Annotated in this window: 11 protein-coding genes; 8 read left to right on the forward strand and 3 right to left on the reverse strand. The window is 61.8% G+C overall.

The window, feature by feature from the left end; genetic code table 11:
• Positions 1–77: 77 nt before the first annotated feature.
• The 4 genes from ASG03_RS01280 (at position 78) to ASG03_RS01295 (ending at position 12,122) form a co-directional block, all read left to right on the forward strand.
• Entirely contained in the window at positions 78–8,735 is an 8,658-nt protein-coding gene (locus tag ASG03_RS01280) for a GH36-type glycosyl hydrolase domain-containing protein (RefSeq protein ID WP_062691621.1), read from the forward strand.
• Positions 8,736–8,915: 180 nt separating this feature from the next.
• Complete coding sequence (locus ASG03_RS01285; RefSeq protein ID WP_062691793.1) at positions 8,916–10,058, forward strand: OpgC family protein; 1,143 nt, start codon at positions 8,916–8,918, stop codon at positions 10,056–10,058.
• A gap of 134 nt (positions 10,059–10,192) precedes the next feature.
• Positions 10,193–11,305, forward strand: a complete 1,113-nt coding sequence (leuB, locus tag ASG03_RS01290; RefSeq protein ID WP_062691623.1) for a 3-isopropylmalate dehydrogenase — start codon at positions 10,193–10,195, stop codon at positions 11,303–11,305.
• Positions 11,306–11,423: 118 nt separating this feature from the next.
• Positions 11,424–12,122: a phosphatase PAP2 family protein gene (locus tag ASG03_RS01295; RefSeq protein ID WP_062691624.1), complete on the forward strand. Its 699-nt coding sequence runs from the start codon at positions 11,424–11,426 to the stop codon at positions 12,120–12,122.
• A gap of 48 nt (positions 12,123–12,170) precedes the next feature.
• Here the strand turns inward: ASG03_RS01295 and ASG03_RS01300 are convergent, their stop codons facing one another.
• Positions 12,171–14,057 carry an MFS transporter gene (locus tag ASG03_RS01300; RefSeq protein ID WP_062691627.1) on the reverse strand — a complete coding sequence of 629 codons (1,887 nt, stop codon included), beginning with the start codon at positions 14,055–14,057 and terminating at the stop codon, positions 12,171–12,173.
• Between the two features lie 452 nt (positions 14,058–14,509).
• Here ASG03_RS01300 and ASG03_RS01305 point away from each other — a divergent pair, with 452 nt between their 5' ends.
• A complete protein-coding gene (locus ASG03_RS01305; protein ID WP_062691629.1) occupies positions 14,510–15,544 on the forward strand; it encodes an aspartate-semialdehyde dehydrogenase in 1,035 nt (344 codons plus the stop codon).
• A gap of 165 nt (positions 15,545–15,709) precedes the next feature.
• Positions 15,710–16,525: a lytic murein transglycosylase gene (locus ASG03_RS01310; RefSeq protein ID WP_062477431.1), complete on the forward strand. Its 816-nt coding sequence runs from the start codon at positions 15,710–15,712 to the stop codon at positions 16,523–16,525.
• A gap of 115 nt (positions 16,526–16,640) precedes the next feature.
• On the opposite strand, the gene ASG03_RS01315 is transcribed toward ASG03_RS01310, so the two are convergent.
• Both ASG03_RS01315 and pdxY read right to left on the reverse strand, forming a co-directional pair.
• Positions 16,641–17,282 (reverse strand): carbonic anhydrase, encoded by a 642-nt coding sequence (locus ASG03_RS01315; protein ID WP_062477428.1) that lies wholly within the window; start codon positions 17,280–17,282, stop codon positions 16,641–16,643.
• A 113-nt stretch (positions 17,283–17,395) separates the two neighbouring features.
• The gene (pdxY, locus tag ASG03_RS01320; RefSeq protein ID WP_062691631.1) at positions 17,396–18,271 is read right to left on the reverse strand and encodes a pyridoxal kinase PdxY; all 876 of its coding nucleotides are present in this window, start codon (positions 18,269–18,271) and stop codon (positions 17,396–17,398) included.
• A 196-nt stretch (positions 18,272–18,467) separates the two neighbouring features.
• Between pdxY and ASG03_RS01325 the strand changes: the two genes are divergently transcribed.
• Both ASG03_RS01325 and ASG03_RS01330 read left to right on the forward strand, forming a co-directional pair.
• Positions 18,468–23,294 carry an NAD-glutamate dehydrogenase gene (locus ASG03_RS01325; RefSeq protein ID WP_062691633.1) on the forward strand — a complete coding sequence of 1,609 codons (4,827 nt, stop codon included), beginning with the start codon at positions 18,468–18,470 and terminating at the stop codon, positions 23,292–23,294.
• The gene (locus ASG03_RS01330; RefSeq protein ID WP_062691795.1) at positions 23,294–24,703 is read left to right on the forward strand and encodes an MFS transporter; all 1,410 of its coding nucleotides are present in this window, start codon (positions 23,294–23,296) and stop codon (positions 24,701–24,703) included. The genes ASG03_RS01325 and ASG03_RS01330 overlap by 1 nt, the downstream gene beginning before the upstream one ends.
• The last annotated feature ends 14 nt before the right edge of the window (positions 24,704–24,717 follow it).

Here is a 24,717-nt window from a genome sequence, read left to right on the forward strand (position 1 = left end):
CCACGCCTCACGCCGACCGACTGCGCCTTGTGCAGTCGCCCTATCTTAACTCAACGGTTGGATCCAGAACCCTCTCCATGGCCCTGCAAGACACACACACGACCCCGCCGCGCGAAGCCCAGCCCGCCCTTCTCGACACCAATGATTCGATCCGTTCGACATATCTGACGAATGACGAACTTCGGGCCGCAGGGGCAGCCTTGGCACGGGAGGGCGCCACGAGCCTGCCGAGCTTCTTCCCGTTCGAATTTCACCAGCGTCATCGCGAAAACGAAGGTGAGATTTTCCGGGTCTACAAGATCACGGCCGCCGACGTGGAAGCCGGGGCCACCATTACGCCGGCGGCGGAATGGCTGCTCGATAACCATTATGTGGTGGAAGAAGCGATCCAGGAGGTACGGCGCGACTTTCCTCGCAAATTCTATCGCCAACTGCCGACGATACCCGTTGCAGGCACCTCTCTTCCCCGCACCATGGCCTTGGCCTGGCTTTATACGGCCCATACGCATTCGACGGTATCGCGCGAAAGCCTGACCGCCATGGTCGAGGGCTTTCATGAGCATGCGACCTTCAAGATCGGGGAGCTCTGGGCCCTCCCCTCCATCCTGCGCTTCATCCTGATCGAGAACTTGCGTCGCATCGCCATCCGTGTCGAGCGCTCGCGCGCCATGCGCAACAAGGCAAATGACGTCGCCGACCAGATCGTTCGCCTGAGCGATCCGGAGAAAGCCGCGACGTTTCTGAAAGATTATGAAAATCTGGCCGTCGACAACTCCTTTGTCGCTCAGCTTCTCTACCGCTTGCGCGACGGATCGCAGAGCGGCCGCGTCGTCATCGCCTGGCTCGAGGAACAGCTCGAAAAGCGCGGCAGCGATGTCGAGTCAGCACTGGTCGCCGAACAGAACCGCCTGTCGTCCGGCAATGCGACGATGAGCAATATCATCCGGTCGCTGCGCGAAATCGATGACAATGACTGGGCTGTTTGGTTCGAAAGCGTCAGCAAGCTTGATGCCGAATTGCGCACGCATTCCGACTACATGTCGCTCGATTTCGGCTCTCGCAACAAGTACCGCACGACAATCGAACGACTGGCCAAGCGCTCTGGGCTGACCGAACTGGAGGTCACCCAGCGCGCGATCGCAATGGCGGCCAACGGCGCCGTCGGCGGAGCAACCGGCGGAGTAGCTGGTGGGCCAGTCGGCGGGCACGCTGCGACAGCTGTTGGCGAAACGAATGTCGTGCCGATCCGCGCGGCGTCAGACGCTGTGGCTCCGGGAAACACGATAGAAGGCGAGGCGGGCACGGAGCCTGTTGCGGGCGATGCCGATCTCCCGGTCCATGCCAGCAACGTCGGCGATTTCCTGGTCGGAAACCGGACGGATGCCTTCGAGGAGGTGATCGGCTACCGGCCGACGCTCGTCCAATCGATCGTGCGCATCGCACGCCGCATGGGTTGGCTCGCCATCGCCCTGCCCAACATCCTTCTGACGATTCTTGCCATCGTGCTCGTCTATGACTTCATCAGCCCGATGGACATGCCGACCGGCGCAAAGCTGATCATCCTGCTTCTTTTCGCCCTCCCCGCATCGGAGGGCGCCGCCGGACTGTTCAACACGGTGGTGACGTTCTTCCTGACACCGTCGCGACTTGTCGGATACGAGTTCCTCTCCGGCGTTCCCGAGGATGCGCGCACGCTCGTCGTGGTCCCCTGCCTGATCTCCAAGCGTGATCACGTCGACGAACTGGTACGCAATATCGAGGTCCACTACCTCGCCAATCCCAAGGGCGAAATCTATTTCGCGCTGGTCAGCGACTGGGCCGACAGTCAGACGGAGGAGACGGCCGCAGACCTCGACGTCCTGGAATATGCCAAGGGCGAAATCGCGACGCTTTCCAAGCGCTACGCGCATGACGGCCGCACCCGCTTTTATCTGCTCCACCGCCGCCGCCTCTACAACGAGGGCGAGGGCGCTTGGATGGGCTGGGAGCGCAAGCGCGGCAAGCTGCACGAACTCAACCTTCTCCTGCGCGGCGACCGCGATACGACCTTCATCGCCGGTGCCGACAAGGTGCCCGAGAACGTCCAGTATGTCATGACGCTCGACAGCGATACGCGCCTGATGCGCGACGCCGTCACCAAGCTCGTCGGCAAGCTCTACCATCCCATCAACCGGCCGGTGATCGACGCCAAGAACCAGAAGATCCTGTCGGGCTACTCGATCCTGCAGCCGCGCGTGACCCCGTCACTGACGACCGGCAGCGAAGCCTCGTCCTTCCAGCGCATCTTCTCGGCCAATCGCGGCATCGACCCCTATGTGTTCACGGTCTCTGACGTCTATCAGGACATCGTTTCGGAAGGCACGTTCACCGGCAAGGGCCTCTACCACGTCGATGCCTTCGAGGCGGCGATCAAGGGGCGTATCGACGAGAACGCGGTTCTCAGCCACGACCTTCTCGAAGGATCGTTTGCACGCTGTGCGCTGGTGACGGATGTCGAACTCGTCGAGGATTTCCCGACCCGCTACGAAGTCGAGACGTCACGTCAGCATCGCTGGGCCCGTGGTGACTGGCAGCTCCTTCCCTACATCGTTAGCCCGTCGAACGGACTGTCCATGCTTGGCCGCTGGAAGATGTACGACAATTTGCGCCGCTCGCTGATCCCCGTTGCCTGGCTGATCGCGTCCGTGCTCGGCTGGTACTACATGGAGCCGACGGAAGCCCTGATCTGGCAGGTCGTGTTGATCTTCTCGCTCTTCGTCGCCCCCACGCTTTCGCTGATCTCCGGCCTCATGCCGCGACGGAATGATATCGTCGCACGCGCGCATTTCCACGCGGTGCTGTCCGAAATCAGCGCCGCCAATGCCCAAGTTGCCCTGCGCATCGTTTTCATCGCGCACTCCGCCGGCATGATGGCAGATGCGATCGTGCGCGCCGTCTACCGGACCTTCGTCAGCGGCAAGTTGATGCTGGAATGGCGCACCGCGGCACAGGTCCAGAGCACGGCGACCGGTTCCGTGCTCGACTATTACCGTGCCATGTGGATCGCGCCTGTGATCGCGGTCGTATCCCTGGGTCTGGCTGCCGTTTCCGCCACTGGCCTGCCCTTTATCGGCATTCCCTTCGCTGTTCTCTGGGCGCTGTCCCCGGCCATTGCATGGCTCGTCAGCCAATCGGCCGAAACCGAGGACCAGCTCGACGTTTCCGATGACGTGAAAGCCGAATTCCGCAAGATCGCGCGTCGCACCTGGCGCTTTTACGAGGATTTCGTAACCGCCGAGCAGCACTTCCTGCCGCCGGACAATTTCCAGGAGATTCCCCATCCCATCCTGGCGGAGCGGACGTCGCCGACCAATATCGGCGTCTACCTGTTGTCGGTGATGTCGGCGCGCGACTTCGGCTGGATCGGTTTCGAGGAGACCATCCGCCGGCTCGAGGAAACCATCGCAACCGTGGATGGCTTGCCGAAGTATCGCGGCCACCTGTTCAACTGGTACACGACCAACCGACTGGAAACGATGGAGCCGAAATACATCTCGGCGGTCGATAGCGGCAACCTTGCCGGCCACCTTGTTGCCGTCTCTTCCATGTGCCGCGAATGGGCGGAAGCCCCTTCGGCCCATGTGCAGGGTAGCCTCGACGGTATCGGCGATGTGGTTTCGATCCTGGCGGAAATGCTGGCCGCCCTGCCGGACGACCGAAAGACAGTCCGTCCGCTGCGCCGCCGCATCGAGGAACGCCTGATCGGCTTCCAGAGCGCGTTGCAGGCGGTCAAGCGCGAGCATGAGTTTGCGTCGATCCGCGTCATCAATCTGTCGGTTCTCGCCCGCGATATCCAGAAGCTGTCGCTGAACCTCGACCATGAGGTCAAGAGCGGCGCAAGCGGCGAAGTCGTCAAATGGGCAAGCCTCCTCGTTCAGACCTGCGAAGCGCATATCGCCGACAGCGTCTTCGACCTCGGCGCCATAGACGCCTTGCGCCAGCGCCTCATCGTGCTGCGCGACCGCAGCCGCGATATCGCCTTCTCGATGGACTTCACGTTCCTGTTCCGCAAGGAACGGCGCCTGCTCTCGATCGGCTATCGCGTCAACAGCGGCGAGCTCGACGAAGCCTGCTACGACCTTCTGGCTTCGGAATGCCGCTTGACCAGCCTGTTCGCGATCGCCAAGGGCGATCTTCCGACGGAGCACTGGTACAAGCTCGGACGGCCGGTCGTCCCGATCGGCGCGCGCGGCGCGCTCGTTTCCTGGTCCGGCTCGATGTTCGAATATCTGATGCCGCCGCTCGTGATGCAGGAGCGTCAAGGCGGCATCCTCAACCAGACGAACAATCTGATCGTGCGCGAACAGATGAACCACGGTCGTCGCCTCGGCACACCCTGGGGCATTTCGGAAGCGGCGTTCAATGCCCGCGACCATGAGCTGACCTATCAGTACACCAACTTCGGTGTGCCCTCGCTCGGCTTGAAGCGCGGCCTCGGTCAGAACGCCGTCATTGCACCCTACGCCTCGATCCTTGCAAGCATGTACGATCCCAAGGCCGCACTCTCCAACCTCGACCGTCTGCGCGGCTTCGGCGCCCTGGGGATGTACGGCTTCTACGACTCGGTCGATTTTACGCCGACCCGGGTTCCCGAGGGCAAGACCTGCGCGGTCGTGCGCAACTACTATGCCCACCACCATGGCATGTCGATCGCAGCCGTCGCCAATGTGGTCTTCAATGGCCGCCTGCGCGAGTGGTTCCACGCCGATCCCGTCATCGAAGCCGCAGAACTCCTGCTGCAGGAGAAGGCGCCGCGAGACATTCCGATCATGAATGCCAAGCGCGAGCCTGAAGCATTGGGCAAGGGGCAGGAAGACCTCCTCCGTCCCGAGGTCCGCGTGGTCACCAATCCGATCGCCAAGGACCGCGAGACCGTGTTCCTGTCGAACGGTCATTATGCGATCATGCTGACCGCGGTCGGCTCCGGCTATTCTCGTTGGAACGGCCAGAGTGTCGTTCGCTGGAAGCCGGACCCGGTCGAGGACCGGACCGGAACGTTCATCTTCCTGCGCGACACCACGACAGGCGAATGGTGGTCGGCGACCGCCGAGCCGCGTCGTGCGGAAGGCGAGAAGGCGACGACCCGGTTCGGCGACGACAAGGCCGAGTTCATCAAGATCGTCGGCGATCTCACCAGCGAAGTCGAGGTCATCGTCGCGACCGAGCACGACGCTGAAGGCCGACGCGTCACGCTCGTCAACACCGGCTCGGAGGACCGCTTCATCGAAGTGACCTCCTACGCCGAACCGGTCCTGACGACGGACGACACCGACAACGCCCATCCGCTGTTTGCCAAGATGTTCCTGAAAACGGAAATCGATGCGCGCGGCGATCTCATCCGCGTGACGCGCAACAAGCGCACGCCGAGCGAGCCCGACATGCAGGTCGCACACCTGATCGTCGACAATGCCGGCATTGACCGATTGACTGAGGTGGAAACCGACCGCCGTCGCTTCATCGGCGAAGGCCGTACGCTGGCGGAGGCTCGCGCTTTCGACGGCGACGGCGGCCTCTCTGGCACATCGGGATTCACCCTCGATCCCGTGATGTCGCTGCGCCGCACCGTCCGCGTCCCCGCGGGCAAGAAGGTCAGCGTCATCTTCTGGACGATCGCGGCACCGAACAGGTCCGATATCGACCGCGCCGTCGAGCGGTATCGCCACCCCGACAGTTTCAGCCATGAGATGATCCATGCGTGGACGCGAAGCCAGGTACAGATGCGCCATGTCGGCGTGACATCGCAGGAGGCCGCAAGCTTCCAGATCCTGGGCCGATACCTCATCTATCCCGACATGCAGCTGCGCGCGGACACGGCAGCCGTCCGTGCCGGTCTCGGGCCGCAATCGGCCCTGTGGCCCCTCTCGATTTCCGGCGACTTTCCGATCTTCACCGTCCGCATCAACGATGATGTGGACATGGGGATCGCGCGTGAGGCCCTGCGTGCGCAGGAATACATGCGTGCCCGCGGCGTCACTGCGGATCTGGTGATCATCAACGAACGTGCCGCCTCCTATGCTCAGGACATGCAGCACGCGATCGACAGCATGTGCGAGAACTTGCGCCTGCGCAGCCAGTCCGATGGCGCCCGTCAGCACGTCTTCGCCGTTCGCCGCGACATCATGGAAGCCGAGACTTGGGCAGCCTTGCTGTCGGCCTCCCGCGCTGTCTTCCACGCCCGTAACGGCAAGATCTCCGATCAGATGGCCCGTGCCGAAGCGCTCTATTCGACGCCGAGCATCAAGAAGGACAAGCCGGCCGTGGGTAGCGTGCCGCTTCTGGCCGCACCGCCCGCGACGGACGCGGCGCCCGCCGCGATTTCCGGCGACGGCCTCGACTTCTGGAACGGCTATGGCGGGTTCTCCCCCGATGGTCGCGAATACGTCACGCGTCTGCGAGGCGGAGAAGCGACGCCGCATCCGTGGATCAATGTCATCTCCAACGACATTTTTGGCTTCCATGTCTCCGCCGAAGGTTCGGCCTTTACCTGGAGCCGCAATTCACGCGACTACCAGCTGACGTCCTGGACCAACGATCCCATCGGTAACCGTCCTGGTGAAGCCATCTTCATCAAGGACATGACCAGTGGCTCGGTTGTCACACCCTATGGTGCGCTCTCGCGCCGCAAGGACGTGACCTTCGAGACCCGCCATGGTCTCGGTATCTCGACCTTCTCGAGCGTCCAGGATGGTCTGACGGTGGAAGCCACGCAGACAGTGCATCGCACTCTGCCCGTCAAGTACACCCGCCTGCGCCTGACCAACGGCGCCGGCGAAGCCCGTCGCCTGCGCCTCTACGGCTATGTCGAATGGGTTCTCGGCAACAACCGGGCCCGGACCGCACCGTTCGTCGTCAGCCATTACGACGAGGTTGCGGAGATGATGTCGGCGACCAATCCCTACAGCATCGACTACGCCGGGCGGACGGCCTACCTTGCGCTCAGCGAGACGCCGACCAGCTTCACCGCAAGCCGTCGCGAGTTCCTCGGGCGCACGGGAGGCATCCTTGCTCCGCAGGCCGTGATCGACGGCGCCATGCTGGCCGGCAGCTCCGACATCGATGGCGATGCCTGCGCGGCGCTCTCCCTCGACATCACGCTGAAGCCTGGCGAAACGCGCGACCTCGTCCTCTACATGGGCGATAGTGACAACCGGGCGCAGGCTCTCGAGCATCTGGAAGCCGCCAAGGCTGACACGTTCGAAGCGGTCCTCGAGGCATCGACTGCGTTCTGGGAAGACTTCACGGGTGTCGTGGAGATCGAAACGCCCGACAAGGCATTTAACAACCTTGTCAATCGCTGGCTTCCCTATCAGAGTCTCGGCTGCCGGATCCTCGCTCGCTCGGCCTTCTATCAGGCAAGCGGTGCCTTCGGCTTCCGCGACCAGTTGCAGGATACCCTCGCCTTCATCGTGCACCGGCCGGATCTCGCCCGGACGCAGATCTTGAACGCAGCTGCCCGCCAGTTTGCGGAGGGTGATGTCCTCCATTGGTGGCTACCCGGCTCAGGCGCCGGCGTCCGCACGCTGATCTCGGACGACGTCGTCTGGCTTGGCCATGCCACACAGCATTACTGCGAGGTGACCGGTACAAGCGATATTCTCGACGAAACCATCCCTTTCATCGAAGGGGCAGCGCTCGAGCCAGGTCAGCATGACAGCTTCTTCCAGCCGAAGGTCTCGGAAACCACCGCAAGCCTTTACGAGCACTGCGCCAGGGCCCTGGACCTCGCCATCAAGCGCACAGGCGAGAACGGTCTTCCGCTCATCCTCGGAGGGGATTGGAACGACGGTATGAACCGCGTCGGCATCGAGGGTCGCGGCACCAGCGTTTGGCTCGGCTGGTTCCTCGCCGCCACCCTGCGCGACTTCACGGCCATCGCGCAGACACGCAACGACAACGCCCGCGTCACGGCTTGGACCGCACATCTCGACCGTTTGAAGCAGGCGCTGGAAACGGCCGGATGGGACGGCACGCATTACCGCCGTGGTTACTATGACGACGGTACGCCGCTCGGCTCGGCCACGTCGGACGAATGCCGGATCGACTCGATTGCCCAGTCCTGGAGCGTGCTTTCGGGCGAAGGAAATCCGGAGCGCGCGACCCAGGCTATGGATGCAGTCCTTGCCGAACTTGCGGACGACGAACATCGCCTGATCCGTCTGTTCACGCCGCCGCTGTCCGGCACGGAGCAGGATCCGGGCTACATCAAGGCCTATCCGCCCGGTGTTCGCGAAAACGGTGGGCAGTACACCCATGCCGCGACGTGGGTGGTGCTGGCGCTTGCGCGCCTTAAAAGAGGCGACGACGCCTGGAAAGCCTTCCAGATGCTGAACCCGGTGACCCACGCACTGACCCGGGAAGACGCCGATGTCTACCGCGTCGAGCCCTATGTCGTGGCAGCCGACGTTTACGGTCACGGGGACCTGACCGGTCGCGGCGGATGGACCTGGTATACCGGTTCGGCTGCGTGGCTCTATCGTGTGGCGGTGGAAGGCATCCTCGGCCTTCGCAAGGAAGGCGATCGCCTGATCGTTGACCCTGCCCTTCCCTCGGATTGGCCAGGCTTCAAGGCTCGGTTGACGATCGACGGCAAGGTCCACGAGGTTGCTGTGGCAAGAAGCCAGAATGATAGTGGTGCGTTTGAGGTTACGGTTGATACGACTGTCACAAAAAACGCGCATGATGGCGTTTTGCTCTAGCCATTCAAGGTAAGCCGGCCCTGGCGGAACCAAGGCCGGCTTCCAGAGAAGCCTGAATGATATCGGCGAGGTTGAGGGGCTGGGGCGCCAAAATCCGCATGAGACCTTCATATGCTTCAAGACACGCCACCGGTGCTGCGCACCGCACCTTCTGCCCTGTTGCAACCCTTGCTGCAGCCGATGCCATCGCCGCTTACCAATCGGACGGCAAGCGGGATTCCCGTGCCGGCCGAGCGCGACACGCGACTGGATACATATCGGGCTATCTGTCTGTTGATGATCTTCATCAACCATGTGCCGGGTCAGTATCTCGAATATATCACGAGCAAGAACTTCGGCTTTTCGGATTCGGCCGAGGCCTTTGTCCTGATTTCGGGACTTTCGGCCGGCCTTGCCTATGGACGCAAGTTTCGACCTGGCAACCGGCTGGCCCTCAGCCTGCGCATCTGGCGCCGCGCGTTCACGCTCTATATCGCCCACATCATGTCGAGCATCATCACGCTCGCGATCTTCGCTGGCGGCGCACTCTACTTTCAAAGGCAGGATTTGATCGGCGAGATCAACATTCGCCCGTTGGTCGACAATACGGAGCAGGGCGTGGTTGCCATGGTGCTGCTCGGCCACCAGTTCGGCTACAACAACATCCTGTCCATGTATGCCGTTGTCTTTCTCATGCTTCCGGGCATGCTGCTGCTGCAAAACATGAGCCGTGCTCTTCTTCTTGGGCTGTCCTCGCTTCTCTGGCTCGTTGCGGGCGTCTTCCACATCGTTCCGATCAACTTCCTCGACCATAACTACTGGTTTTTGAACCCGCTTTCCTGGCAGCTTCTGTTTGCCATCGGCCTCGTCGCCATGATGCGCAGCCGCGCCGGCCGATCCCTGCCGCGCCATCCGGCACTCGTCTCGATTGCGGCCCTTTATGTCGGGATATCCGGCGCCTGGGTTCTGTTGTCCTGGTGGTCGATTGACTTTTCCTTCGGCCTGCCCGCTGTTCTCACGGGGTTCGACAAGACCTTCCTGTCGCTGACCCGGCTACTCCACGTCCTCGCGCTAGGGTATCTTCTTGCGATCTCGCCCATCTTCAATCGTCTGTCACGCCTCCGCCTCGATCACCCCCTGGTCCTGATTGGCCGGCACTCTCTTCCGATCTTCATCTTCGGGACGATCCTTGCCATGATCGGCCAGGTGCTCCTGTTCGTGACCGGGAAGAATCCGCTTCTCGGCACCCTGTTCGTTCTTGTCGGCATCGGACTGCACTTCGCCTATGCGCGCTATCTGGACTGGCTTGGAGGTCTCGCTACGGCGGCGCCTGCCAAAACCTGACAGGACAGGTCTTATTCTTGGCAAAGTGCCATTTTCCTGCCAGGCGACATGCGTTAAGGAACCGGCCTGTCGCGCGATCCCGCAATCGGGTTCGTTTCCGTCAAAGCCACAGACAACGTCATTGGGAGGCCTCCTTGTCCACGCGCACACTTTTCCTTCTGCCGGGTGACGGCATCGGTCCGGAAGCCATGACCGAGGTCGTCAAGATCATCGAGCATATGAACACGGAAGCGGGTGCAGGCTTTGTCACCGATACGGGTCTTGTCGGCGGCTCGGCCTACGATGCCCATGGTGCTGCCATCTCGGACGCCGATATGGCGAAGGCCATGGCCGCGGATGCCGTGCTCTTCGGCGCCGTCGGCGGCCCGAAGTGGGACAATGTGCCCTATGAGGCTCGTCCGGAAGCGGGCCTCCTGCGCCTGCGCAAGGACATGCAGCTGTTCGCCAATCTGCGCCCCGCCATTTGCTATCCCGCGCTATCGGCCGCGTCCTCGCTGAAGCCCGAACTGGTCGAAGGTCTCGACATCCTCATCGTGCGCGAATTGACGGGCGGCGTGTACTTCGGCGAGCCGAAAGAGATCATCGATCTGGGCAACGGCCAGAAGCGCGGCATCGATACGCAGGTCTATGACACCTACGAGATCGAGCGCATCGCGGGCGTCGCTTTCGAACTCGCCCGGACGCGCTCGAACCGCGTGTGCTCCATGGAGAAGCGCAACGTGATGAAGTCCGGTGTCCTCTGGAACCAGGTCGTCACCGCGACACACAAGGAGAAATATGCGGACGTCCAGCTGGACCACATGCTGGCGGATGCCGGCGGCATGCAGCTCGTGCGTCAGCCCAAGCAGTTCGACGTCATCGTCACCGACAACCTGTTCGGCGACATGCTGTCGGACGTGGCCTCGATGCTCACCGGTTCGCTCGGCATGCTGCCCTCCGCTTCCCTGGGAGCTCCGGATGGCGTGACCGGGAAGCGCAAGGCCATGTATGAGCCTGTCCACGGCTCGGCGCCCGACATTGCCGGTCGTGGCATTGCCAATCCGATTGCCATGATCGCATCCTTCGCGATGTGCCTGCGCTACTCGTTCAACATGATTTCCGAAGCCGACCGCCTGGAAAAGGCGATCGCCAACGTCCTTGATCAAGGAATCCGGACCGGCGACATCATGGCGCCGGGCGCTCGCCAGGTCGGCACCGCCGACATGGGTGATGCCATCCTTGCCGAATTCAAAGCGCTTGCCGCCTGATACCCCTAAATAGAAACGCCAAAAGCCTCGGTACCTGTCAGGAACCGGGGCTTTTTCATGTCCTGAGGTTGACTTCAGCAGAAGCGAAAACACATGAAGCGAAACCGAAAGGATCACCATGAACAGGCCGATTTCCTCCTCAGTGTGGCTGCTGTTAAGCGCCGTCCTTCTTGTCGCTGCCCTTGTGCCGTTCGATCCGCACCTTTCGCAATATGCTCAAGCGCTGCCGGAACCCTTCGTCGCCTTTAATGCGCGCATCACGGATTTCGGCACCTTTGCCTGGATGATCTACGGCTCGGCAGCCCTGGTGATCATTGCCTATATTCTTGCACGTGTCGTCAGCAGCCACGGCTTTGCCGAGAAGGCGAGGGCGGCACGGCGCCTGTCGCTCTATTTCCTTGTGACGATCGGCACGGCCAGCGCCGTGGTGCATATCCTCAAGTTCTTCATCGGCCGCGCTCGCCCCGAAAGCTTTGTGGATCTCGGTGCCTACAGCCTGACCCCCTTTTCCTCGGATTGGCTGTTTCAGAGCTTCCCGTCCGGACACTCTGCCGCCGTCGGGTCCTTCTTCGGCGCTTTTGCGATGCTGGTGCCGCGGCTGCGGCTTCTGTTTGCGCTGGGGGCGCTCACCATCGGTGTCACGCGTGTTGTCGTTGGAGCGCACTATCCGAGCGATGTGGCCGCCGGCCTGCTGGTCGGCCTGTGGAGCGCGTTGATGATCGCCTTCCTTTTCGCCCGGAAGAACCGGGTGTTCCGCCTCGACGAAAAAGGCTGGCCGCGCCCGAAAACGCAATTCCCGGATCACGGGGACGTCTGACGAAAAACCCGGCGGGGAAAGCCCGCCGGGTTCGGAGATCGAGGAGACTCAATCCATCGCGTGAATGTCTCGATCCTTGGTTTCCGGCAGGAAGAGCAGACCGATGACCAGCGTGATGCCTGCAAAGATGATCGGATACCAGAGACCGTAATAGATATCGCCCTTGGCAGCGCTCATCGCAAAGGCCATGGCCGGCAGCAGGCCTCCGAACCAGCCGTTGCCGATATGGTAGGGCAGGGACATGCCCGAATACCGGATGCGGGTTGGGAAGAGTTCGACCAGAAGCGCAGCGATCGGCCCGTAGACCATCGTCACATAGATGACCAGCACTGTCAGGATGGCGATCGTCCCGATCCAGTTGACCCGCTGCGGGTCGGCGACCATCGAATACGTGCCGCCGTTGGCGATGGTATAGACCGGCATCGCGGTGACGCCGTTGGCCTCTTCAGCCGTCAGCAGCTTGGCAGACACTAGTTCGTCCGCCGTCATCGTTGCTGGAGCGGATGCGCGGACCGTTGCAGAGTCGAGCGCGAGTTCCGGATTGGCGGCCACGAAACCGTCGAGCTTGCTTTCTGGCACCTTCGCTGCACCACGCTGCAACGGGTAGCCCGCGTCGTGGAGGGCCATGTTGATACCCTTTTCGAAGGCCGAAGCCTTTGCCTTTGCATCCGCGCCGGCGGCCACGGTGTCGTAGCTCGGAACAGTGGCATCGCCGATCTTCACGCTCGCAGCCTGTCCCGCCGGTCCAGGCACGATGTCGTAAGGCACGGAATTCCGCGTCAGGAAGGCGGTCGCGACGTCGCAGGACGTCGTGAACTTCGCCGTACCCGTTGGATTGAACTGGAAGGTGCAATCTGCCGGATCGGCCGTTACCGTTGCACGGACGGTTGCCTGCGCCTCGGCAAGCGCTGGGTTGGCGGTCCAGGTCATCGCCTTGAACAACGGGAAATAGGTCAGCATGGCGAGCAGGAGCCCGGCCATGATGATCGGCTTACGGCCGATCTTGTCGGAAAGCAGGCCGAAGATCACAAAGAAGCTCGTACCGATGAGGAGCGAGATGGCGACCATGATGTTGGCGGACTGGCCATCGACCTTCAGGATGTTCTGCAGGAAGAACAACGCATAGAACTGGCCGCAATACCAGACCACGGCCTGACCCATGGTGGCACCGAACAGCGCGAGAATGCCGATCTTGGCGTTCTTCCACGTCCCGAAGGCCTCCTTGAGAGGCGCTTTCGATGTCTTGCCTTCCGCCTTCATCTTCTTGAAGGCCGGGGACTCGTTCATCTTTACGCGGATCCAGACGGACACGCCGAGAAGCACGACGGAGACCAGAAAGGGAATGCGCCAGCCCCAGGCCGCAAAGGCTTCCTTGCCGACGGCGAACTGGACGCCGAGAATGACGAGAAGCGACAGGAACAGGCCAAGCGTGGCCGTGGTCTGGATCCATGAGGTGAAATAACCGCGCCGGCCATGCGGCGCATGCTCGGCGACGTAGGTCGCGGCCCCCCCATACTCACCGCCCAGCGCAAGCCCCTGCAGCATGCGCAACATAATCAGGATGATCGGCGCTGCGATGCCGATCGAGGCGGCACCCGGCAGGATGCCGACGAGAAAGGTCGAGAGACCCATGATGAGGATCGTGATGAGGAAGGTATACTTGCGCCCGACAAGATCGCCCAGCCGCCCAAAGACGAGAGCCCCGAACGGGCGGACGAGAAAGCCGGCGGCGAAGGCAAGCAATGCAAAGATGTTGCGCGTTGTTTCCGGATACTGACTGAAGAAGGTCGCCCCGATATAGACGGCAAGCGAACCGTAGAGATAGAAGTCATACCACTCGAACACCGTGCCGAGCGACGAGGCGAAAATGACCTTTCGCTCTTCCCCGGTCATCGGTGCGGCCTTCGTCCGGCCCACGGATGTCACATTTGCCATTGCTGTCGTCCTCCCAGAACACGTGCATGCCGCCGATCCTCCTCGATCGCTTACCGGTGCACCGATGGACAAGAATGGCAGATCGTATGCCCATCGGGCAGCGATGCTTTCGGCTTATGACTTTCGTCTAAGAACACGGACGACCAGCACGGCTCTGTCCATGAAAAACCTTGACTTTATCGACCGAATGAATATGAGCAGCAGCGGAAAGGGAAGGATTCATGCTTCTTCGGATGTCCATCATCAGTCGCGCCGACGGTCTTGCTCCGGCAAGAGCGCGTGAGTCCCTGTCCGCACTTTTCGCAAACACGGCCAAAACGACGACGAAAACCGTCTGACGTCTCTGGCCCACCGCTCTCTCCCCGGCACGGCCGGGGACGCGAAGCCCGCGCCCCAGGCGATCCGGGTTTCTCCCCCAGCTTCCGCGGAGAGAAGAGAAAGAGAGCAAGACAATGGGTTTTAAGATCGCCGTAGCAGGCGCCACCGGCAATGTCGGGCGCGAAATGCTCAACATCCTTTCCGAACGCGGTTTCCCCGCAGATGAAGTCGTTGCGCTGGCGTCTGCCCGATCGCACGGTACGGAAGTGTCTTTTGGTGACAAGACGCTGAAGGTCAAGAATCTCGAGAATTACGATTTCTCCGACACCGATATCTGCCTGATGTCGGCGGGCGGCGCGGTTTCGCTGAAGTATTCCCCGAAGATCGGCGCGCAGGGCTGTGTCGTCATCGACAACTCTTCAGCGTGGCGCTACGACGCCGACGTGCCGTTGATCGTGCCAGAGGTGAACCCCGACGCGATTACCCAGTTTACCAAGCGCAACATCATCGCCAATCCGAATTGCTCCACGGCGCAGCTCGTGGTTGCCCTGAAGCCGCTCCACGATTTCGCAAAGATCAAGCGCGTCGTCGTCTCCACCTACCAGTCGGTTTCCGGCGCCGGGAAGGATGGCATGGACGAGCTCTTCAACCAGACCCGCGCCGTGTTCGTCGCGGATCCGGTGGAAAGCAAGAAGTTTACCAAGCGCATTGCCTTCAACGTCATTCCGCACATCGATAGCTTCATGGAAGACGGCTATACCAAGGAAGAATGGAAGGTGCTGGCCGAAACCAAGAAGATGCTTGATCCGAAGATCAAGGTCACCTGCACGGCTGTTCGCGTGCCTGTCTTCATCGGTCATTCGGAATCGGTCAATATCGAGTTCGAGAGCGAAATCACGGCCGATCAGGCCCGCGACATCTTGCGCGAAGCCCCGGGTTGCCTTGTCATCGACAAGCATGAAAACGGTGGATACATCACGCCTTACGAAAGCGCTGGCGAAGACGCGACCTATATTTCACGCATTCGTGAAGATGCGACCGTCGAAAACGGTCTCAACATCTGGGTCGTCTCCGATAACCTGCGAAAAGGTGCAGCGCTGAACGCCATCCAGATCGCAGAGCTCTTGGTGGCGCGCGGTTTGATCACGGCCAAGAAGCAGGCTGCCTGACAGCATTGCAGCTAGGAAAAGAACCCGCCGACCGTAAACGGACGGCGGGCCTCGGGAAGATATGAAGACGAACGCTTGCGGACGGATTCACGTGAAACATCAAGGCGCTACCTCTGCCCAAAAGCGAGGCTGTCGGCCATCAGAAGTAGGGCTACGGGGTATTTTATGCTGAAGAAGACGTTCGCACTGGCAGGGCTTGCACTGGCTGCAGCCACCGCCCTCGTTCCGCAGGCTGCCTTCGCCGCCAGTTGCGGCAATACATCTGCCGGCTTTGACGCCTGGGTGCAGGATTTCAAGCAACAGGCGTCCGGTCGCATCAGCCCCGCCGTTCTTGACCGCGCCTTTGCCAATGTGAATTACAACACGGCCACCATCCGTGCCGACCGCGGCCAGAAGAGCTTCAAGCTCTCGCTCAACGAATTCATGAAGAAGCGCGGCGGTGCTGCCATCGTTTCGCGCGGAAAGAAGATGAAGGCGCAGAATGCGGCGCTCTTCGCCTCGATCGAGCAGCGCTATGGCGTGCCGGCCGGACCGCTGATTGCGATCTGGGGCATGGAAACCGGTTTTGGCAGCTTCATGGGCAAGGAACATACGCTTTCTGCCGTGTCGACGCTTGCCTACGACTGCCGCCGGTCCGACTATTTCACGGACCAGCTTTATGCAGCCTTGACGCTGGTCCAGCGCGGCGACCTCTCGACGGACGCCCGCGGTGCGGCACATGGTGAAATCGGCCAGACGCAATTCCTCCCGGCAAACGTGGTGAAGTACGGCGTCGATGGCGACGGCAATGGCCATGTCGATATGGTCCGGTCCAAGGCAGACGCGCTGGCATCGACCGCAAACTTCCTGCGCGGCCACGGATGGCGGGCAGGGGGCGGCTACCAGCCGGGCCAAGCCAATTTCGGCGCGATTCAGGGCTGGAACGCGGCGAGTGTCTATCAGCAGGCCATCGCCCAGATCGCTGCAGATATCGACGGCTGATCACAAGGCGCGACAGGCCCGGCAAACAGTCCGGGCTTGTCTATACCGACATGAAAAAGGCTGCGAAGGTCAGACCCGCGCAGCCTTTTTCATGTCCTAGATCCGGTGCCTGGCATCATGTCCCAGGGCGTGAAAAATCGCCCGACTTTGGATCCATGACCCAGAGTTCTCCCGTCGAGATGTCAAACCACGCGCCGTGAATCTGCAACTTGCCCCGCTGCTCTAAGATTTGCACGCAGGGAAACGTTCGTAGGTTGACGATCGAATTGCGGATCGACACATGCTCCATCGCACGCTGGCGCTCAGCTGCCGTCATGATGGCATTCCCGGCAATCTGCTCTGCCGCCGGCTTCAGCATATTCATCCACTTGCCGATGAAGTCACCGGGGGACAACGGCTCGGCATCCGCATCCAGCACGGCCTTGATACCGCCGCAGCGGCCGTGGCCCATGACGACGATGTCCTTGACGCGCAGCGACTGGACGGCGAATTCGAGCGCTGCTGATGTCGAATGGTACTGGCCATCCGGCTCATAGGGCGGAACCATGTTGGCGACATTGCGCACCACGAAAAGTTCACCGGGACCACTGTCGAAGATCGTCTCCGGCGCCGCGCGCGAATCGCAGCACGCGACGATGAGTGTTTTCGGCTGCTGTCCGGTTTCAGCCAGTGACTTGTAGCGGGCCTGCTGCTCGGTAAAACGGCCGTTCATGAACTTCTGATAGCCGCCGAGCAGGTGCTCTGGAAAACTGTACATATGCCTGTGCCCTTTTTGCTGTCCCGTGTTTAAACGGCGATGGTGCGAAGAGGCAAGAGCATCGCGGCAGGTCGGTTAACGTGCGACATGGAAAGCGGAATCCTCGGGGACCGTTAGCGTTTGCGGGTCTGGGCCGGATGCATCAGTCGCCGCATCTGGACAAGTGACATTGGGCCGGTCAGGCAATGCGCATCCTGCTGCAATGTCAGTTCGTCCGCCCCCCGGCGTGCCGAGCGCGCGACCATCTCGAACACGCTCGCGGTCGCAAGTTGCAACGCCTTCTCCTCGTTCTGGCCGTCCAGAAGTCTGCCGAGAAACAGCGCCGCCATCAGGTCGCCTGTTCCGTTGGGGGGATTGTCAACCAGACGGTGCTCCGCGAGCAGGGCGTCATGTCCGGAAAGATAGAGGTTGCCCGTGCTTCCACTCATCATCGCGACGGCCGATGTGACCAGCATCCGCGACGGTCCGAGCGAGAGAGCCGCGTCGAGGATAGCCGCATTGCTGTCGAGCGCGGCGCTTGAGAGCCAGGAGAGTTCGAACCGGTTCGGCGTCGCCAGTCCTGCCAAGGGGATCAGCCTGTCCCGGATCCCAACGGCCACGGCCTCCGGGACATAGAGGTCGCCCCGGTCGCCGATTACGGGATCGCAGGCATAGAGAAGGTCCGGATTGCGGGCCTTGAGGGTCTCCACCAACCGGGCGACCGCTTCGATCTGCCGTGCATTCCCAAGATATCCGGACAGCACAGCGCGGACCTCTCCGATCCAGGGCGACGCCGCCAGTTCGCCGAGCATGGCATCGAACGTGTCGGGATCGATCGCCATCCGCGTCGAGCGGCCATGGCCGGGATGCCAGGGCATGACGACCGTCGGCACGGCCCAGACCGTAAAGCCCAGCATCTCCAACGAGAACACAGCCGCACGATTGCCGACCGAACCGCGCATAACATGGCTGGAGATGACGATGACGGTACCGGCGGCGGTCTCGGACATGCAGCTGGCCTTTCGTTCGGGCGCGCCCCGACAGATCGCCTGACGGTCGTGCCGCTGTCAACTGGGAAGGGGAGGGAGATCGGGACCATGCGCCGGCCCCGTCGACGGTTTGGAAGAAACCGGCGGGCTTTCCGGTCGCAAAAGCGAATTCTTCTGCTAGGTTCAGGGAAAAACAACGGTCGGAGGACGCAAAACCATGGGCACACGACATCATCCGAAGAAAACCCGGTTGATCAGCGACATCGAACAGATGGCCGAACGCCTCGGCGAGTCTTTCCTGTCGCCGGCGGTTCTCTTTGGACGCGCAAGCCCTGATGACATGGCGGCCTCCCAGGCCGGCATGCTGGCCGCCGCCGCCGTTCACGCCTACTCGGAGATCAAGGCACGTCGAAGAGACACGTCGCGCGTGACCGTAACCGATCTCCAAGGCGACACATCCGGCGGAACAGCGGTGTCGGTTCTCTGCGTCACCGATCGCAACATGCCCTTCCTGTACGATTCGGTCATGGGAGAAGTCACCAGCCGGCACCGCGATCTGTTGCTGGCCGTTCATCCGATCCTCGTCGTATCCGAGGGTTCCGAACCCATCCTGTTCGATCCCGAGGAAGCGAGCGATCCGGCCGACCGGGTCAGCCACATCCAGATTCATCTGCGGCATCTGTCTCCCGAAGAGGCCAAGGCGCTGATCGGTGCGGTTGAGACCGTCCTGACCCAGGTCCATCAGGCTGTCGGAGACTGGGAGCCGATGAAAACGCTTTTGGGCGAAGCCATGGGCGAGTTGGAAAGGCATGCCGCAAACAAGCGCGAGGCCGACCGCGATGAAGCCCTTGCCTTCCTCAAATGGCTGCGCGACGACAACTTCACCTTTCTCGGGATGCGCGAATACAGCTATTCCGGCGATGGAGAGGATGCCACGCTCGATCGGGGCACGGGGCACGGCCTCGGCATCCTTTCCGATCCCAATGTCCGCGTCCTTCGCCAGGGACACGATGCCGTGGTTACCACGCCGGAAATCCTTGCTTTCCTGCAGGGGCCGGATTTCCTCATCGTCACCAAGGCAAACATCAAGGCGGTCGTTCATCGCCGCGCCTATATGGATTATATCGGCATCAAGCGTTTCGACTCTAAGGGCAACGTCATCGGCGAGCTGCGCGTCGTCGGGCTCTTCACCTCCACGGCCTATACGCGTTCAGCCTCCGATATCCCGATGCTGCGGCTGAAGGTCCGACGGGTGATCGAGCATTTCGGCTTTGACCCCCATGGCCACTCCGGCAAGATGCTCATCAACACTCTGGAGTCCTATCCGCGCGATGATCTTTTCCAGATCGACGTCGAGGAGTTGCAGGCATTCTGCGAACAGATCAATGAACTGGCCGATCGCCCCCGTGTTCGCGTCCTGCCGCGCATCGATCGCTTCGACCGCTTCGTCTCCATTATTGTCTACGTCCCACGTGAACAGTATGATTCCCGCGTGCGGGAACGCATCGGCGACCTCTTCAAGGACCTCTACGAAGGACGTGTGTCCGCATACTATCCGGCCTTTCCGGCCGGCGGTCTAGCACGCGTCCACTTCATCATCGGCCGTTCCGGTGGGGCAACCCCACGCATTGCCCAGAACGTGCTTGAGGATGCCGTGCGCGATATCGTGACGCGGTGGTCCGATCGCTTCCATCTGCTTGCCCGCCGCGACGGGATCGCGCTGAACGTGACCGAGGGGTACCAGGCAGCTTTCACGCCCGGCGAAGCCTATGCCGACCTGCCGGATATTGCTGCCGTACGAACAGACGACCCGATCCGTATTGCTTTCTACGAGCGTCGCAAGGCAGACATCGCGCAGGCCAGCGGATCGGAGACCGCAGAGGATGCGGACGCGGATCGCCTAGAACTGAAGATCTTTCACGCCGACCGCGCCGTCTCTCTTTCCCAACGCGTGCCCTTGCTCGAAAACCTTGGCTTTCGTGTCATCAGCGAGCAGACGCACGACCTGTCCATTACCGACCAAAACGGCGAGCGGCTTGTGGTTCTCCACGACATGGAGCTGATCCACCGCGACGGGAAGACGCTCGACGTCTCGTCCATGGGGCCGCTTCTGGAGGAAGCTTTTCTATCCGCCTGGACAGGGAGGATCGAGGATGACGCGTTCAATCGGCTCATCTTGCTGGCAGGCCTCAATGCGCGCGACGTGACGGTGCTGCGCGCTTATGCCCGTTATCTTCGTCAGGTCGGCATTCCCTACTCTCAGGGCCTGATCGCCGAGACACTCAACAAATATGCCGAGATTTCCGCCGCCATCTTCCGCCTCTTCCTGACGCGGATGGACCCACAGACGCAGGAGCCGGCGCGATCGACCGCGGTCACCGAGCTGCAGGCAAGCCTCGAGGAGGCGCTGAACGCCGTACCGAGCCTCGATGAGGACCGCATCCTCCGACGGATGATGAACGCCGTGCTGGCCACGCTCCGCACCAACTACTTCCAACGCGACGAGGCCGGCGAGCCTCGTGTCATGCTCGCCTTCAAATTTGATCCGAAGCTCCTCGACGGCCTGCCGGAGCCACGGCCTTTCCGCGAGATCTTTGTCTACGGCGTAGAGGTGGAAGGTGTGCATCTGCGGTTCGGCAAGGTTGCGCGCGGCGGCCTGCGCTGGTCGGACAGAGCCCAGGATTATCGCACCGAGGTGTTGGGGCTCGTCAAGGCGCAGCAGGTCAAGAACGCTGTGATCGTTCCTGTCGGCGCCAAGGGTGGCTTCTTCCCCAAGCTGCTGCCCGCCGGCGGTGCGCGCGACGAGATCTTCCGGGTCGGCACCGAGGCCTACAAGACCTACATCCGCACCATGCTGTCGATCACTGACAATATCGTCGATCAGCAGATTGTGCCTCCCGAGGCGACGCTGCGGCTGGATGGCGACGATCCCTACTTCGTGGTGGCCGCCGACAAGGGAACCGCCACCTTCTCCGATACGGCCAACGGACTGGCGCAGGACGCCGGATTCTGGCTGGACGATGCGTTCGCGTCCGGCGGCTCCGCCGGATACGACCACAAGAAGATGGGGATCACGGCACGTGGCGCCTGGGAGACCGTCAAACGCCATTTCCGTGAAATGAACATCGACATCCAGACAACGCCCTTCAGCGTCGTCGGGGTCGGTGACATGTCGGGTGACGTTTTCGGAAATGGCATGCTGCTGTCGCGCCAGATCCGTCTCATCGGCGCATTCGACCATCGCGACATCATCATCGATCCCGATCCGGATATCGCCGCATCCTTCGCCGAGCGCGAGCGCTTGTTTGCTTTGCCCCGTTCCAGCTGGCAGGATTACGACCGCTCTGCACTCTCGGCGGGGGGGATGATCATTCCGCGAACGGAGAAGTCCGTGAGGCTCACGCCGGAGGCGGCAGCGGCGATCGGGCTAGAGAAAACCCAGGCAACGCCCTTCGAGATCATGACCGCCATCCTGAAGGCGCGTGTTGATCTGCTCTGGTTTGGCGGCATCGGAACCTATGTGCGCGGCCCGACAGAGAGCGATGCCGATGTCGGCGATCGGGCGAACGATCCGATCCGGATCTCTGCGGACGAGGTCGGCGCCCGCGTGATCGGTGAGGGCGCCAATCTCGGTGTTACGCAACGCGGCCGCATCGCCTTTGGCCTTGCCGGCGGCCGATGCAACTCCGATGCCATCGACAACTCGGCCGGCGTGAACTCATCCGACGTCGAGGTCAATATCAAGATTGCGCTGGCCTCTGCCATGCGCGACGGCCGTTTGACGCGCGACAAGCGCAACACGTTGCTTGCCTCGATGACCGACGAGGTCGCCGCCCTTGTCCTCAACAACAATTATCAGCAATCACTCGCCATCTCGCTGACCGAGATGCAAGGCGCCGCCAATCGCACCTCTCTTTCCCGCCTGATGACACGGCTGGAAGCGGAAGGACTGCTCAATCGCAAGGTCGAGGTTCTGCCAAGCGACAGCGCGCTCAGCGAGCGTTATCAATCGGGCAAGGCACTGACCCGGGCAGAGATCGGTGTGCTTCTCTCTTATGCCAAGATCGTTCTGTTCGACGAGATCGTCGAGAGCGACCTGCCGGACGATCCCTACTTTCACGAGACGCTGATCGGCTACTTCCCAGGAAAGATGCGGACGCCACACCAGGGCGATATCGAGACCCACCGTCTGCGACGCGAAATCATTGCCACGCTTCTCTGCAATGACGTCATCAACCGGGGCGGACCGGCCTTCGTCTCCACGTTGATCGATCAGACAGGCTTCCTTCCGGCCGATGTCGTCAAGGCAGCCGTTTTGACGCGCGACGGATACGACCTGCCGCGCCTGTACAAGGCGATTGACGCGCTCGACAACAAGGTGCCGGGCGCGGTGCAGAACGAACTCTATCAGGATGTCAGCCGCATCTTCGCCATCGTCACCGAGCGAACCTTGAGAACCCGGGCCAGTGCCGGGCCTCTGGCCCAGGCGATCGATACGCTGCGCAAAGCCTTGGAAAATCTCACGACGGCCGCACATGGCGCCGTGCCGGACGAGGCTGTGGCGGAAATCGAGGCGCGGACGGCGGCGTTGATCGACAAGGGTGTTCCCCAAGAACTGGCACAGGATATCTCACGGCTCGTCCTCATCACGCTCGTACCGGAAATCATGCAGATTTCATCGGTAGCCGGAACGTCGCTCGGCCGAACCGCGCAGAGCTATTTCGCGGTGACGCAGAGTCTGAAGGTCGGCCGGCTGCTCGCGGCCGCCGAGCGCATCATTACCACCGATCCCTTCGAGGCCATGGCGCTCGCCCGCAGCACCAGCGATATCGCCGATGCCCGTCGCGCCATCACCATTGCCGCCCTGACGCAGCGCAAGGACGAGGAGCAGCCGGTGCTGGCCTGGCAGGAAGGAGATGCGGACCGCTTCAATCGTGTCGTGTCGCAACTGACGCAGATGACGGAGAAGGGGGAGACGACGCTTGCGAAGATCACCGTTGCCGCAGGCCTCTTGAGCGACCTTGCCGAAGACCGGGCCAGATGATGGTCAAAACGGTGGCGAAAGCGCCCGCGCCCGAACGCCGAACCAGAGCCGGCCGCGCGGGCCTCTGGGGCTGGATGCTGTTCGACCTTGCAGCCCAGCCCTTTTTCACCGTCGTCATCACCTTCATCTTCGGCCCCTATTTCGTCTCACGCCTGACAGAGGATCCAGCGGCGGGACAGGCCATGTGGGGATACACGCTGACCGTTTCCGGCATCATCATCGCGGTGATGTCGCCGGTTCTCGGATCCCTTGCAGACGCGACGGGCGCCAGAAAACCCTGGATCGCCGGCTTTGCAATCGTCAAGATCTCCGCCCTCTCGATGCTCTGGTTTGCAGTTCCGGGATCCTCTCTGATCCTGCCCTTTACCTGCATCGTCCTGGCGTCGCTCGCGGCGGAGTTCTCGATTGTGTTCAACGACAGCATGATGCCGCGCCTGGTCCCGCCGGAGGAGACCGGCCGGATCTCGAACATCGCCTGGGGGATCGGCTATCTCGGCGGGATGGTCGTCCTGATCGCGGTCGTGGCTCTTCTCGCCGCAAGCCCGGAAACGGGACAGACGGTTCTCGGTATCGCACCACTCTTTGGTCTCGACCCCGCCACCGGCGCAGACGCTCGCATCACGGGGCCGCTTTCCGCTGCGTGGTATGCGCTCTTCATCCTGCCGATGTTCCTGTTCACGCCGGACGCGCCGAAAATGACGACGTCACCGGGCAGGGCGATCCGAGACGGTCTCGCGGACCTGAAAAGCGCGGTTCTCGGCCTCCGCGAGCGACGGGGCATTTTGAAATTCCTGATCGCCCGGATGATCTTCCAGGACGGCGTCAACGGGCTCGTGGCTTTGGGAGGCACCTTTGCGGCCGGCATGTTCGCCTGGCGGACACTGGAGCTCGGCCTCTACGGCATCCTCCTTAACGTAGTGGCAATTGCCGGCTGCCTCGTCGCGAGCCGCCTCGACACAGCGCTCGGCTCGAAGGCCATCGTCGTCCTCAGCCTGCTGAGCCTGATCGTCGCCACGATCGGTATTGTCTCGACAGGCCCGGGCTTTACGCTGTTCGGCTTGCTGACGTTCTCGACGGCGGACAGCGGTGGCCTGTTCGGAACGGCTGCGGAGAAAGCCTATATCGTTTTCGGCCTGCTGGTCGGCATCGCCTTCGGACCGGTGCAGGCTTCGGCCCGTTCCTACTTGGCTCGCAGTGTCGCACCCGAGGAAGCCGGCCGCTACTTTGGCCTCTATGCCCTTTCGGGACGCGCAACCTCGTTCCTGGCGCCGGCCAGTGTTGCGACGCTGACGCTGGTGACGAGTTCCGCGCGCGTCGGGATGATGGCGCTGATCGCGTTCCTCGTGATCGGCCTGCTCGTGCTCCTGATGACGCCCTATCCGGCCGACAAAGGCGACCGGATAGGCTAGGCATCGGCGTCTGA

The organism is Rhizobium sp. Leaf341, from assembly GCF_001424325.1.
Taxonomy (GTDB): Bacteria; Pseudomonadota; Alphaproteobacteria; order Rhizobiales; family Rhizobiaceae; genus Ferranicluibacter.

What these genes read in the sequence shown, in the direction of transcription:
- ASG03_RS01325 (WP_062691633.1), top strand. Translation starts at nt 18,468, where the DNA reads ATGGGCACACGACATCATCCGAAGAAAACCCGGTTGATCAGCGACATC.
- ASG03_RS01300 (WP_062691627.1), bottom strand. Translation starts at nt 14,057, where the DNA reads ATGGCAAATGTGACATCCGTGGGCCGGACGAAGGCCGCACCGATGACC.
- ASG03_RS01285 (WP_062691793.1), top strand. Translation starts at nt 8,916, where the DNA reads ATGCCATCGCCGCTTACCAATCGGACGGCAAGCGGGATTCCCGTGCCG.
- ASG03_RS01310 (WP_062477431.1), top strand. Translation starts at nt 15,710, where the DNA reads ATGCTGAAGAAGACGTTCGCACTGGCAGGGCTTGCACTGGCTGCAGCC.
- ASG03_RS01280 (WP_062691621.1), top strand. Translation starts at nt 78, where the DNA reads ATGGCCCTGCAAGACACACACACGACCCCGCCGCGCGAAGCCCAGCCC.
- pdxY (WP_062691631.1), bottom strand. Translation starts at nt 18,271, where the DNA reads ATGTCCGAGACCGCCGCCGGTACCGTCATCGTCATCTCCAGCCATGTT.
- ASG03_RS01295 (WP_062691624.1), top strand. Translation starts at nt 11,424, where the DNA reads ATGAACAGGCCGATTTCCTCCTCAGTGTGGCTGCTGTTAAGCGCCGTC.
- ASG03_RS01305 (WP_062691629.1), top strand. Translation starts at nt 14,510, where the DNA reads ATGGGTTTTAAGATCGCCGTAGCAGGCGCCACCGGCAATGTCGGGCGC.
- ASG03_RS01330 (WP_062691795.1), top strand. Translation starts at nt 23,294, where the DNA reads ATGGTCAAAACGGTGGCGAAAGCGCCCGCGCCCGAACGCCGAACCAGA.
- ASG03_RS01315 (WP_062477428.1), bottom strand. Translation starts at nt 17,282, where the DNA reads ATGTACAGTTTTCCAGAGCACCTGCTCGGCGGCTATCAGAAGTTCATG.